The organism is Elioraea sp. Yellowstone (assembly GCF_006704265.1).
Lineage (GTDB): Bacteria > Pseudomonadota > Alphaproteobacteria > Acetobacterales > Acetobacteraceae > Elioraea.
This window is the reverse complement of the sequence record NZ_VIKA01000100.1, coordinates 1-12,117: the sequence shown is the minus strand read 5'-3', so window position 1 is coordinate 12,117 and position 12,117 is coordinate 1. Positions and strand designations below refer to the sequence as shown.

Sequence of the window (12,117 nt, the reverse complement as noted above, 5' to 3'; positions counted from 1 at the left end):
CCGCCACCGGCGCAGCCGCGCGGCGGCGTGGCGGCCGCCGCGCCCGAACCCGCGCCGCTGACCGCGCAGGACCGTGCCGATCTCGCCCGGATCGAGGCCTATCTGGACGGCATCCGCACGCTCAAGGCGCGCTTCGTCCAGGCCGATGCGCGCGGCGGCACGGCGGAAGGGACGCTCTGGCTCCAGCGGCCGGGACGGATACGATTCGAATACGACCCGCCGGCGCAGATCCTGCTGGTGGCCGACGGCACCTTCGTGATCTTCCACGACAGATCGGTGCAGCAGACCAGCCACATCCCGATCGGCGCGACCCCGCTCTCGGTGCTGCTCGCCGAGCGCATCCGCCTGATCGGCGGCGAGGTCGAGCCGGTCCGGGTGGATCGTTCGCCGGGCGTGATCCTGGTGACGCTGATCCAGGCCGGCAAGCCGCGCGAGGGCAGCATCACGCTGGGCTTCGCCGATCCGCCGCTGGAGCTCCGCCAGTGGACGGTGGTGGACGCGCAGGGCCAAGCCGTGCGCGTGTCGCTCTATGGTGCCGAGACGGGCGGACGCTTCGATCCCGCCTTGTTCCGGTTCGTCGACCCGAGGACGTTCCAGAACCGCACCAACTGACGCCTCACACGCCCTTCCAGGCGCGGAACCAGGCGATGAAGCGCGGAATCCCCTCGTCGATCGGCGTGGCGGGCGCGAAGCCGAAATCCGCCTGCGCGCGCGCGATGTCGGCATAGGTCTCGGCCACATCGGCGCGCGGCTTGGCCTCGTGCCGGCGCACCGCCTCGCGCCCCAGCGCCTGCTCGATCAGGCGGATGTAGCGGTCCAGCACCTCCGAGCGGTGGTTGCCGAGGTTGTAGATGCGATGGGGCGGTCCGCCCGGCTCCTCGGGGCGCGCAGCGACCGCGGGCCCGGCATCGAGGCAGCCGAGCACGCCGGCGATGATGTCGTCGACATAGGTGAAGTCGCGCTTCAGCCTGCCCTCGCCGTAGACGGTGATGGGGCGCCCTGCGGCGATCGCCTCGGCGAACAGGAAGGCCGCCATGTCGGGCCGTCCCCACGGGCCGTAGACGGTGAAGAAGCGGAGCCCCGTGCAGGGGATGCCGTGCAGATGCGCGTAGGAGGCCGCGATCATCTCCGCGCCGCGCTTGGAGGCGGCGTAGAGGCTGAGCGGCCGCTCCACCGGGTCGGTCTCGCGGAACGGCAGCTTCGTGTTGCCGCCATAGACCGAGGAGGACGAGGCATAGACGAGATGCGAGAGGCGTGGCAGCCGGCGCGCGAGCTCCAGCACCGTCACCTGGCCCATGAGGTTCGCGTCCGCATAGGCGTAGGGGTTCACCTCGGCGTAGCGCACGCCCGCCTGCGCGGCGAGATGCACGATCCGGTCGATCGTCGGATGCGCCTCGGCGAGGCCGAGCACCGCGTCGCGGTCGGCGAGGTCGCCGCGCACCATCGCGAAGCCCGGGTCCTGGCCCAGCACCGCGAGCCGCGCCTCCTTCAGCGTCGGGTCGTAGTAGGCGTTGACGGAGTCGAAGCCGATCACGCGCTCGCCGCGCGCGAGCAGGGCGCGGGCCAGGTGGAAGCCGATGAATCCGGCCGCGCCGGTGACGAGGATGGTCATGCGCCGCCCGATACAGGCGGGCCGGCGCGTCGGCAAGTCAGACGAGATGGCACGCGACGCGATGGCCGGGCGCGACCGCGCGCAGCGCCGGCACCTCGGCAGCACAGCGGGCCTCGGCGAGCGGGCAGCGGGTGCGGAACCGGCAGCCCGAGGGGGGAGCGGTGGGCGAGGGGATCTCGCCGCGCAGCACCACGCGCGCGCGCCTCTCGCCGCCCGGGTCGGGCACCGCCGACAGCAGCGCCTGGGTGTAGGGATGCAGCGGGGCGGCGAACAGCGTCTCGCGCGGCGCCTGCTCCACCACCACGCCGAGATACATCACCGCCACCGCGTCGGCCATGTGCCGCACCACCGCGAGGTTGTGGCTGATGAACAGCATGGAGAGGCGCCGTTCGCGCTGCAGGTCCTTCATCAGGTTCAGGACCTGCGCCTGCACCGAGACGTCGAGCGCCGAGACCGGCTCGTCGGCGACGATCAGCGCCGGGTCGAGGGCGAGGGCGCGCGCAAGCCCGATGCGCTGGCGCTGCCCGCCCGAGAACTGGTGCGGATGGCGCGCCGCGTGGTGCGCGGCGAGCCCCACCGCATCGAGCAGCCTGCGCACCCGCCGCGCCCGCTCGGCCGCATCGCCGATGCGGTGGATCAGGAACGGCTCCTCGAGGATCTCGCGCACGGTCATGCGCGGATCGAGCGAGCCGAACGGGTCCTGGAACACGATCTGCATCCGCCGGCGCAGCGCGCGCAGCCGGGGCGGGTCGGCCGCGCGCACGTCCTCGCCGGCGAAGGTGATCGTGCCCTGGTCCGCCTCGATCAGCCGCAGCACCAGCCGCCCGGTCGTGGACTTGCCGCAGCCGGACTCGCCCACGAGCCCGAGCGTGCCGCCCTCCGGCACGTCGAGGTCGATCCCGTCCACCGCGCGCACGGGGGGCGGGGCGTCGCGGAACAGCCCGCCGCGGCCGCGGAAGTGCTTCACCAGGCCGCGCACGCTCAGGATGGCCGTCATGGCGCGGCGTAGCCGGTGAGGCGGATGCAGGCTGCGGCGCGCGCCTCGCCGGCCGGCAGCAGCGGCGGCAGCGCGGCCTCGCACGGCGCCTTGGCGTGGGCGCAGCGCGGCGCGAAGCGGCAGCCGGGCGGCAGCGCGAAGGGCGGCGGCACCTGGCCGGGGATCGCGGCGAGCCGCTCCGCGGTCGTATCGAGCCGCGGCAGGCTGGCGAGCAGTCCCTGGGTGTAGGGATGGCGCGGGTCGGCGAACAGCGCCTCCGCCGGCGCCGTCTCGACCACGCGCGCGGCGTACATCACGGCGACGCGGTCGGCGAAGTCGGACACCACGCCGAGATCGTGCGTGATCAGGATCACCGCCATGCCGAGCTCGGCGCGCAGCCGGCGCAGCAGGTCGATGATCTGCGCCTGCACCGTCGCATCGAGCGCCGTGGTCGGCTCATCGGCGATCAGCAGGGCCGGGCGGCAGGCGAGCGCGATCGCGATCATCACCCGCTGGCGCATCCCGCCCGAGAGCTCGTGCGGATAGGCGGACAGCCGCTCGGCCGCGTTCGGAATCTCGACCAGCGACAGGAGCCGCGCGGCCTCGGCGCGCGCCGCCGCGCCCGACATCGTCCCGTGCCAGGCGAGCGCCTCGGCGATCTGGTGGCCGACCGTGAACACCGGGTTCAGGCTGGTCATCGGCTCCTGGAAGATCATCGCGATCCGCCTGCCGCGCACCTGCCGCATCTCGCGTTCCGTCAGCGCGAGCAGGTCGCGTCCCTCGAACAGCACCGCGCCCGAGACGCGGCCCGGTTCCGGCACCAGCCGCATCAGCGCGAGCGCCGTCATCGACTTGCCGCAGCCGGACTCGCCGACGATCGCCAGCACCTCGCCGGGCGCGACCGAGAACGACACGTCCTCGACCACCGCCCAGGGACCGAAGTGCACGGTCAGGCCGCGCGCATCGAGCAGCGCGCTCACCGGATCTCGACCTTCATGCGCGGATCGAGCACGTCGCGCAGCCCGTCGCCGAGCAGGTTGAGCCCGAGCACGGTGATCGCGATCGCGATGCCGGGATAGAGCGAGATCCAGGGCGCCTCGAGGATGTAGTCGCGCCCGTCGGCGATGATCGAGCCGAGCGAGGGCGTGGGCGGCGGCGGGCCCACGCCGATGAAGGACAGCACCGCCTCGGCCAGCACCGCGAGGGCGAAGATGTAGGTGCACTGCACGACCAGCGGCGTGAGGCTGTTCGGCAGGATGTGGCGCGCGAGGATGCGCCCGTGCCCGGCGCCGAGCGCACGCGCCGCCTCGACGTAGTCGAGCTCCCGCACCACCAGCACCGAGGCGCGCACGATCCGCGCGGTGCGCGGCGTGTAGGCCACCGTGAGCGCGATCGCGGCGTTCAGCTCCGACGGCCCCAGCGCCGCGGCGAGCGAGATCGCGAGCAGGATGCCGGGAAACGCCATCAGCCCGTCCATCACGCGCATGACCGGCCCGTCGAGCCGGCGGAAATACCCCGCCGTCGCGCCGATCAGCGCGCCGAGGACGCCGGTGGCCAGCACCACCATCAGGCCGATCCGCAAGGAGACGCGCGTGCCGTGGATGATGCGGCTCAGGATGTCGCGGCCGAACCGGTCGGTGCCGAGCCAGTGGATGTCGTTCGGCGCGCCGAGCCGGTAGCGGAAGTTGTTGCGCAGCGGATCGTGCGGGCTGATCCAGTCGGCCGTCAGCGCGGCGAGCACGACCAGCCCGAACAGCACCAGCCCGACCACGACGCCGCGATGCGACAGCAGTCGCGCGGCGAGCGCCGGTCCCTGCGGCGCGGCGCTATCGTCGGTCGTAGCGGACGCGGGGATCGACGGCGGCATAGAGCAGATCGACGACGAGGTTGACGGCGACGAAGATCGAGGCGGTGAGCAGCAGGCCTCCCTGGATCACCGGATAGTCGCGGCGCTGGATCGCGCCGATGATCAGCCGTCCGACGCCGGGCAGGCTGAACACCTGCTCGATCACCACCGCACCCCCGAGCAGGATGCCGGTGGTGACCCCGGCGACGGTGAGCACCGGCACCAGCACGTTGGCGCCCGCGTGCTTGGCCACCACCACCCAGCCGGGCAGGCCCTTGGCGCGCGCGGTGCGCACGAAGTCCTGGCGCAAAACGTCGAGCATGCTCGCCCGGGTGATGCGCGCGAGCAGCCCCATCTGGGTGAGCGCGAGGCAGCCCGCCGGCATCGCCATCGCGCGCAGCCAGCCGAGCGGGTCCTCGGCGAAGGGCACGTAGCCGCCCGTGGGCAGCCAGCCGAGCTGCACCGCGAAGATCCAGATGAACACCAGCCCGAGCCAGAAATCCGGCAGGGAGAGGCCGACCAGCGCGGTCGCCATCACCCCCTGGTCGGACCAGGTGTTCGGCCGCACCGCCGCGATCATGCCGGCGAGCACGCCGAGCAGGATGGCGACCATCAGCGCGAGGAAGGTGAGCGAGAGCGTGACCGGCAGCCGCTCCAGGATCGCCGCCGTGACGGACTGGCGCAGCAGCACGCTCTCGCCGAGATCGCCGCGCAGCAGCAGTGCGGCGTACCAGTCGAGCATGCGCTCGACGATCGGCTTGTCGAGGCCGAGCTGGGTGCGCAGCCGCGCGAGCTCCTCGGCGGTCGCCGAGGGGCCGGCCATCTCGCTCGCCATGTCGCCCGGCACCAGCGCGATGATCGCGAAGGAGACGAGCGAGACGACGAGCAGGACGGGAACGGCGGAAACCAGTCGCCCGAGCGTGTAGCGCAGCACGCGGCCGACGCGCCCTCTAGCTGCGGCCTGCGCGGGTGCCGGCGCGCGCCGTCCGCTGCCCTGCCGTCACGCGAACCAGCAATCCCACATGCGCGGGATGCGGTAGGGCCTGTAGTTCTCCACATTCGCCCGCGCGGCCTGGACGATGCCGACATCCCCGCACTTGATGGCGATCGCCTGGTCGTACATGCGCGCCTGGAAATCGGCGACCGCCTTCTTGCGGTCGGCCTCGGCGAGCGAGGTGGTGAGCCGCCGCTGCGCATCCTCGATCACCGGGTCGCGCTCGTGCTGGACCGGCGCATGGCCGGAGAAGAATCCGACCACGCCGTAGGGGCCCTCGTAGGGCTCGATGCCGAGCATCAGCGTCCAGATGTGCCAGCCCTCGCGCCGCGTGCGCTGGTTGAGCGCCGAGGGCCAGTCGAGCACGACGAGGCGCACGTTCACGCCGATCGCCTTGAGCTGCTCGGCGGTGACCTCGCCGGCGGCCTTGTGATTGGAGAACGAGGAGTCGGCCAGCACGATCACCTCCTCGTTGCGGTATCCGGCCTCGCGCAGGAGCGCGCGCGCGCGGGCCTGGTCCTTGATGTTGTAGAGCTCCTTGCCGACCTCGCCGGCGAAATAGGTGGTGCCGGGATGCTGCCAGCCATGCGTCATGCGGTAGAGCCCGTCGGTGGAGATCGCCATGATCTCCTCGAGGTCGAGCGCGGCCTGGATGGCGCGGCGGAAGGCGACGTTGCCGGTCGGCCCCTGGGCATGGTTCAGCATCAGGGTCTGGAAGGCCCAGGGGATCATCTCGTAGGTGCGGATGTTGCGGTCGGCGCGCAGCCGCTGCGCCGCCGGCACGGCGAGCGCCTCGAGCACGTGCAGCTCGCCGGTCTGCAGCCCGGCGGTGCGCGCCCCGGCCTCGGGCATGAAGCGGATCGTGATGGCGTCGAAATGCGCGGTCTTCCTTCCCCCGAACCCGTCGCGCTCGCGGAAGTTGGTGTTCGGCGTGTAGCCGTCGAAGCGGGCGAGCCGGACATGGCTGTCGGGGCGGTACTCGACGAAGCGGAACGGTCCGGTGCCGATGATCTCGATCCGGTTCGCCTCCTTCACCGCCTCGTCGGCCGGGATGATCGCGCAGGGCGCGCGCGGGCTCGAGAGGCCGGCGATGAAGCCGGGATAGGGCTCCTTCAGCTTCACCGTCACGGTGCGCGCATCCGGCGTCTCGATCGCGTCCACCGGGCGCATGATGAAGGCCGACCCGCCGACCTTGCCGTAGCGCTCGAGCGAGGCCTTCACGTCGGTCGCGTCCATCACCTTGCCGTTGTGGAACCTGACGCCGGTTCGCAGCGCGAAACGGTAGGTCAGCCCGTCGGCCGAGATGTCCACACCCTCGGCCAGATCGGGCATCGGGTTGCCCGCCTCGTCGCGCGCGAACAGCGTCTCGTAGATGTGCAGGTTGATGTTGCGGCTGGCCTGCGCGGTGGTGGTCTGCGCATCCAGGCTGGGCGGCTGCGCCTGCTGCGCCACCACCACCTCGCCGCCCCGCTTCTGGGCGATCGCCGGCGCGCGGAGCGCCGAGGCGCCGATCCCCGCCACCGCTGCCGCGCCGAGTTGCCTGCGCGTGATCATCGCTCCCGTCTCCCCTCGGTTGTGCGGCGGAATGATGGCGCGGGGGCGGGCCCTTGGCAAACCCGCCATGCGGCGCGACAGTCGCGGCCGGGAGAGGAGAGGGGCGTGGACGAGGCGGCGCTGTCGCCCGTGCGGGCGGAGATCGACTGGTGGGGCGGCGGCAAGCGCGAAGGCCGGCTGCGCGTGCCGCTGTCGCGCAACGATTCCGGCTGGGGCACGGTGGCGATCCCCGCGGTGGTGATCGCCCATGGCAGTGGCCCGACCGTGCTGCTCACCGCCGGCAATCACGGCGACGAGTACGAGGGCCAGGTGGCGCTCCTGCGGCTCGCGCAGACCCTGGAGCCGGCGCAGGTGCAGGGGCGGGTGATCATCCTGCCGGCGATGCACTTCCCCGCCGCGCGCGCCGGCACGCGGCTGAGCCCGCTCGACGGCAAGGATCTCAACCGCTGCTTCCCCGGCAACCCGCGCGGCAGCTTCGCCGAGGTGCTGGCGCACTACATCGACACGCATCTCTTGCCGATGTGCGACGCGCAGATGGATCTGCACTCGGGCGGGACGGGGATGGAGATCGTGCCCTCGGCGGTCGGCCACCTGGTCGACGATCGTGGCTACATGGAGCGCAGCCTCGCGATGGCGGATGCGTTCAACGCGCCGATCACGCTGCTGCTCGAGGAGGTGAACGCGGGGCCCACGCTGCTCGCCGCGGCGGAGCGGCGCGGCGTGGTCGCGCTCTCCTCGGAACTCGGCGGGGCGGGGCGGCTGTCGCGCGAGGCGCTGGCGATCGCCGAGGCGGGCGTGCGCAACGTGCTGCGCCATCTCGGCATCCTGGACGGGAGGCCGGTGACGGGCCCGCACGGCCCGAGCCGGCGCATGACCGTGCCCGATCTCACGCACTACGTGTTCGCGCCTTCGGACGGGATCTGGGAGGCGGCCGATCCGCTCGGCGCGGCCGTGCGCGCGGGCGCCGCGGCCGGGCGGCTGCACGCGATCGAGCAGCCGCTGCGCCCGGCCCAGGTGCTGACCTACGGGGCGGACGGGCTGCTCTGGTGCACGCGCGCGCCGGGCCGCTGCCGCGAAGGGGACCCGGTCGCGGTGATCGCACGCGACATGGCATAGGAGGACGGCGATGACGGCAGTGGTGAAGACGCTCGGCGACAGCAAGGCCGAGGAGGCGGAGTGGGCGCTGCGCTGCGACATGGCGGCGATCTTCCGCGTCTCGGCGCGGCTCGGCTGGAACGAGCAGATCGGCAACCACAACAGCGTGATGCTGCCGGGCGAGGAGCCGCTGTTCCTGATCAATCCGCGCGGCTACCTGTTCCGCGAGCTGCGCGCGTCCGACCTGATCGTCTGCGATCTCGACGGGCGCGTGCTGCGCGGCAGGGGCGAGCTGCGCAAGGTCGCCTTCCACATTCACGCACGCATCCACATCGCCAACCCGAAGGCGGTGACGGTGCTGCATGTGCATCCGCAGTACCTCACCGCCCTGTCGCTGATCGACGGCGGCGAGCTGGCGCTCGCGCACCACAACAACCTGCTGCTGAACGACCGCATCGTCTACGACACCGCGGGCTACGAGCCGGTGCACGACAACGAGGAGGGCGACCGGATCGCGCGCCTGCTCGGCGACAGGACGATCCTGGTGATGGGCAATCACGGCGTGACGGTGGTCGGGGCGACGCCGCACGAGGCCTTCGACGAGCTCTACATCGCCGAGCGCACGGCGATGTACCAGATGACGGCGCTGTCCACGGGGATGAGGCTGCGCACGATCCCCGACCGGTTCCGCCGCAACTATCTCGGCCCGTGGGGCGAGAAGGTCGATGCGCGCCTGCATCTCGACGCCTGGCGGCGCGTGCTCGACAGGGAGGAGCCCGACTACGCGAGCTGAGGGCGCGGCCCGCCCTCACCCCGTCCCTCTCCGGGGGAGAGGGTCGCGGCGGCGACACACGGTTCCCTCTCCCCACGCGGGCGAGGGCAGGGCGGAGGTCACACGTCGCCGAGCAGCCGCGGCAGGAACAGCGCGATCTCGGGGACGAACAGCACCAAGAGCAGCACCGCGAGCATCGCCAGCACGAACCAGATCACCCACGGGACCGTCTGCTCGATCGCGCAGCCGGCCACCTTGCAGGTGACCATGAGGTTCACCGCCATCGGCGGCGTGAAGGCGCCGATCGCGACGTTCATGGTCAGCACGATGCCGAACCAGGTGAGGTCCCAGCCGAACTGGCGCGCGATCGGCACCAGGATCGGCAGGAAGACGAGGAAGATCGAGATCGCATCGATCAGCATCCCCGCCACCAGCACCAGCGCGGTGACCATCAGCTTCATCGCCGCATCCGACCCGGTCAGCCCGACCATGGCGCGGGCGAGGGCGTCGAAGGCGCCGACCGTCGAGCCGGCGAAGGCGAAGATGCTGGCGAGCGCGACGATGATCAGCACCACCGCCGAGATCTCCGCGGAATCGCGCAGCGTGGCGTAGATCTCGCGCAGGCCCAGCGTGCGATAGACGACCGCGCCGACGAACAGGCCGTAGAACACCGCCACCACCGCCGCCTCGGTCGGCGTGAACAGGCCGGTGCGCAAGCCCCCCAGGATGACGGCCGGCGCCGCGAGCCCCCAGGCGGCCTCGACGAAGCTGCGCCCCAAGGGCGGCCGCTCCTCGCCCGGGTCGGGGGCGCCGAAGCCGTGCACGCGCGCGAGCACGACCGCCGGGATCAGCAGCGCGAGCCCGACCAGCACGCCCGGGACCAGGCCGCCCACGAACAGCGCCGGCACGGAGACGCCCGGAACCAGCACGGCATAGACGATGAACGGGATCGAGGGCGGAATGAGCACCGCGGTCGAGCCGGCGCCGGCGATCAGCGAGGCGATGTAGGGACGCGGGTAGCGCTGCTTCAGCATCGAGGGCAGCATCACCGCCGAGACGGCCGCCGCATCCGCCGCGCCCGACCCCGAGATCCCGCCCAGGATCATGCACACCAGCACCGCGACCACGGCGAGCCCGCCGCGACGCTGTCCGACCACCGCCGAGGCGAAGCGCACCAGGCGTTCGGCCACCCCCGAACGCTCGAACATCATCCCCGCGAGCACGAACATCGGCAGCGCCAGCAGCGGGTACTTGGCGATGCCGGTCCAGATGTTGGTCGGCAGCGCCATCACGCCGAGCCCCTCGGCGGCGATCACCGCGAAGCCCGCGAGTCCGAGCGCGATGCCGATCGGCACGCCGAGGAACAGGAGCGCGAAGAACGCGCCGAGCAGCAGCGCCGAGCCTTCGACCACCACGGCTCAGCCGCTCCGCAGCACGCGCCACATGCGGCCGAGGATGCGCAGGCAGATCAGCGCGGCGAGCAGCGGCATCCACACCGTGTACTGCCACTGCGGCACGCCGAGCCCGGGCGAGAGCACCTCGAAGCGGTACTCGTCCCAGACATAGAGCGCGCCGAGATACGCGATCGCGGCGAACACCGCGAAGGAGGCGGCGAGCACGGCCTGCTCGATGCGCCGCGCCACCGGACGGGAGAGCTTCTCCGTGAAGAAGGTCATGCGGATGTGCCGGTCGGCGCCGAAGGCCGCGGCCGAGCCGACCAGCGTCATGATCACCATCAGCGCCACCGAGTACTCCTCGGTGAAGGCGATCGAGGCGTTGGTGAAGTAGCGCACCAGCACATTGGCGAAGGTGATCAGCGCGAGCGCGGCCATGATCGCCGCGCCGATCGCGCCCTCGAGCGCGACCGGGATGCGCGGCTTCGCCTCGCCGAGTTCAAGCCCGGGCGCGCGGTGCTGGTCGCCGTCGGACATCACGGGCGGAGGGGGGCGGCGCACCGCCCCCGCATCGGTCCGGTCAGGCGAGCGCCTTGATCGCCGCCTCGGCCTTGCGGACGAGCTCGGCGCCGATCTGGCCCGCCCACTTGTCGAAGACCGGGCGCGTGGCGCGAGCGAAGGCCTGCTTCTCGGCGTCCGAGAGCTCGACCACCGCGACGCCGCGGCGCGCGAGCTCGTCGAAGGACGAGCGGTCGCCCTCGCCGATGCCCTTGCGGGCGGCGGCGATCTGCCGCTTCGCCGCCTCCTTCGCGCTCTCGGCGATGATCTCCTGGTCGGCCTTCGAGAAGCTCTCCCAGACGCCCTTGGCGACATGGAAGATCCCCGCATCGGCGCAGTAGTTCCACACCGTGAGGTGCTTCTGCGCCAGCGTGTCCATCTTGAAGGCGAGGAACAGGTTGATCGGGTTCTCCTGCCCGTCCACCGCGCCGGTGGAGAGGGCGGGCTGGAGATCGGCGAAGGTCATCTGCACCGGATTGGCGCCGAGGGCGGTGTAGATGTCGGCGAAGATCGCGCCGGCGGCGAAGCGGATCTTCATGCCCTTGAGGTCGTCCGGCACGCGGATCGGCCGGCGGCTGTTGGAGATCTCGCGGAACCCGTTCTCGCCCCAGGCGAGCGGCACGACGTCGCGGCGCGCGAGAACGGCGAAGAGGTCGCGGCCGACCTCGCCCTGGATCAGCGCATCGAAGGCGCGGTGCCCGGGCATCAGGAACGGCATGGAGAAGAGCGTCATCTCGCGGATCTGCGGCGAGAGGTTGATGGTGGAGGAGACGGTGAAGTCGATCACGCCCTGGCGCATGGCGAGCAGCTCGCGCGTCTGGTCGCCGCCGACGAGCTGGCTGCCGGGATAGACCTTCACGTTGATCCGTCCCTGGGTGCGCTCGGTGATCAGCTCCGCCCACTGGAACGCGCCCTCGGAGAGCGGGATCGGCCGGTTGCCGACCACCGAGAGCTTGTACTCGCTCTTCAGCGCCTGCGCGCGCGACACCCAGGGGGCGGCGAGCCCGGCGGCAAGCCCGGCGCTGCCGAGCAGGAACGTGCGGCGGTTGGCGGCGACGGTCATCGGCGGATCCTCCTCCATGCGGCGTTGCCGGCAGGATGCGGAGGAGGGGGGCAGGTCCGCAAGGGGTCATGCGCGCGCGCCGCTTACCGGCGCGCCCGTCATGGTCCATGGTGGCGGGGCAGAGGAGGAAGCGCATGGCACCACGCGTGGTCGCGATCACCGGCGGCGCCTCGGGCATCGGGCTCGCGGTGGCGCGCGCGGCCGCCGCCGCCGGCTGGCACATCGCCGTGGCCGACCGCGATCGCGCCGCGCT

12 protein-coding genes are annotated in these 12,117 nt (G+C 72.0%); 3 read left to right on the top strand and 9 right to left on the bottom strand.

Annotated features, from left to right (window positions below; genetic code table 11):
- Window positions 1–612, top strand: a 612-nt coding sequence (locus FK498_RS13340; protein WP_141855342.1) for an outer membrane lipoprotein carrier protein LolA, incomplete at its 5' end; no start/stop codon positions are given.
- Window positions 613–616: 4 nt separating this feature from the next.
- Here the strand turns inward: FK498_RS13340 and FK498_RS13335 are convergent.
- The 6 genes from FK498_RS13335 to FK498_RS13310 form a co-directional block, all read right to left on the bottom strand.
- Window positions 617–1,612: an NAD-dependent epimerase/dehydratase family protein gene (locus FK498_RS13335; RefSeq protein ID WP_141855340.1), complete on the bottom strand. Its 996-nt coding sequence runs from the start codon at window positions 1,610–1,612 to the stop codon at window positions 617–619.
- 37 nt (window positions 1,613–1,649) lie between these two features.
- Window positions 1,650–2,609, bottom strand: coding sequence for an ABC transporter ATP-binding protein (locus FK498_RS13330; protein WP_141855338.1), 960 nt, complete (start codon window positions 2,607–2,609; stop codon window positions 1,650–1,652).
- Window positions 2,606–3,568, bottom strand: a complete 963-nt coding sequence (locus FK498_RS13325) for an ABC transporter ATP-binding protein (protein ID WP_237560940.1) — start codon at window positions 3,566–3,568, stop codon at window positions 2,606–2,608. Before FK498_RS13325 ends, FK498_RS13330 begins: the two co-directional genes overlap by 4 nt.
- Window positions 3,565–4,455, bottom strand: a complete 891-nt coding sequence (locus FK498_RS13320; protein ID WP_141855337.1) for an ABC transporter permease — start codon at window positions 4,453–4,455, stop codon at window positions 3,565–3,567. Before FK498_RS13320 ends, FK498_RS13325 begins: the two co-directional genes overlap by 4 nt.
- Window positions 4,415–5,368 (bottom strand): ABC transporter permease, encoded by a 954-nt coding sequence (locus FK498_RS13315; RefSeq protein WP_141855336.1) that lies wholly within the window; start codon window positions 5,366–5,368, stop codon window positions 4,415–4,417. Before FK498_RS13315 ends, FK498_RS13320 begins: the two co-directional genes overlap by 41 nt.
- A gap of 66 nt (window positions 5,369–5,434) precedes the next feature.
- Window positions 5,435–6,982 carry an ABC transporter substrate-binding protein gene (locus FK498_RS13310; protein WP_141855335.1) on the bottom strand — a complete coding sequence of 516 codons (1,548 nt, stop codon included), beginning with the start codon at window positions 6,980–6,982 and terminating at the stop codon, window positions 5,435–5,437.
- Between the two features lie 105 nt (window positions 6,983–7,087).
- Here FK498_RS13310 and FK498_RS13305 point away from each other — a divergent pair, with 105 nt between their 5' ends.
- Window positions 7,088–8,098 carry a succinylglutamate desuccinylase/aspartoacylase family protein gene (locus FK498_RS13305; protein ID WP_161988414.1) on the top strand — a complete coding sequence of 337 codons (1,011 nt, stop codon included), beginning with the start codon at window positions 7,088–7,090 and terminating at the stop codon, window positions 8,096–8,098.
- 10 nt (window positions 8,099–8,108) lie between these two features.
- Window positions 8,109–8,870 carry a class II aldolase/adducin family protein gene (locus FK498_RS13300; RefSeq protein WP_141855331.1) on the top strand — a complete coding sequence of 254 codons (762 nt, stop codon included), beginning with the start codon at window positions 8,109–8,111 and terminating at the stop codon, window positions 8,868–8,870.
- 98 nt (window positions 8,871–8,968) lie between these two features.
- Here the strand turns inward: FK498_RS13300 and FK498_RS13295 are convergent, their stop codons facing one another.
- From FK498_RS13295 to FK498_RS13285, 3 genes are read right to left on the bottom strand one after another with little or no spacing between them, the layout of a single operon-like run.
- Window positions 8,969–10,264: a TRAP transporter large permease gene (locus tag FK498_RS13295; RefSeq protein ID WP_141855329.1), complete on the bottom strand. Its 1,296-nt coding sequence runs from the start codon at window positions 10,262–10,264 to the stop codon at window positions 8,969–8,971.
- Between the two features lie 3 nt (window positions 10,265–10,267).
- Window positions 10,268–10,804: a TRAP transporter small permease gene (locus FK498_RS13290; RefSeq protein ID WP_370510906.1), complete on the bottom strand. Its 537-nt coding sequence runs from the start codon at window positions 10,802–10,804 to the stop codon at window positions 10,268–10,270.
- Between the two features lie 19 nt (window positions 10,805–10,823).
- On the bottom strand, window positions 10,824–11,864 hold the full coding sequence (locus FK498_RS13285; RefSeq protein ID WP_141855327.1) for a DctP family TRAP transporter solute-binding subunit: 1,041 nt from the start codon (window positions 11,862–11,864) through the stop codon (window positions 10,824–10,826).
- Window positions 11,865–12,117: the final 253 nt, after the last annotated feature.

Bases quoted from the DNA above. Each gene is read 5' to 3' on its own strand.
- FK498_RS13335 (WP_141855340.1), bottom strand. From the start codon at position 1,612: ATGACCATCCTCGTCACCGGCGCGGCCGGATTCATCGGCTTCCACCTG.
- FK498_RS13330 (WP_141855338.1), bottom strand. From the start codon at position 2,609: ATGACGGCCATCCTGAGCGTGCGCGGCCTGGTGAAGCACTTCCGCGGC.
- FK498_RS13320 (WP_141855337.1), bottom strand. From the start codon at position 4,455: ATGCCGCCGTCGATCCCCGCGTCCGCTACGACCGACGATAGCGCCGCG.
- FK498_RS13310 (WP_141855335.1), bottom strand. From the start codon at position 6,982: ATGATCACGCGCAGGCAACTCGGCGCGGCAGCGGTGGCGGGGATCGGC.
- FK498_RS13300 (WP_141855331.1), top strand. From the start codon at position 8,109: ATGACGGCAGTGGTGAAGACGCTCGGCGACAGCAAGGCCGAGGAGGCG.
- FK498_RS13285 (WP_141855327.1), bottom strand. From the start codon at position 11,864: ATGACCGTCGCCGCCAACCGCCGCACGTTCCTGCTCGGCAGCGCCGGG.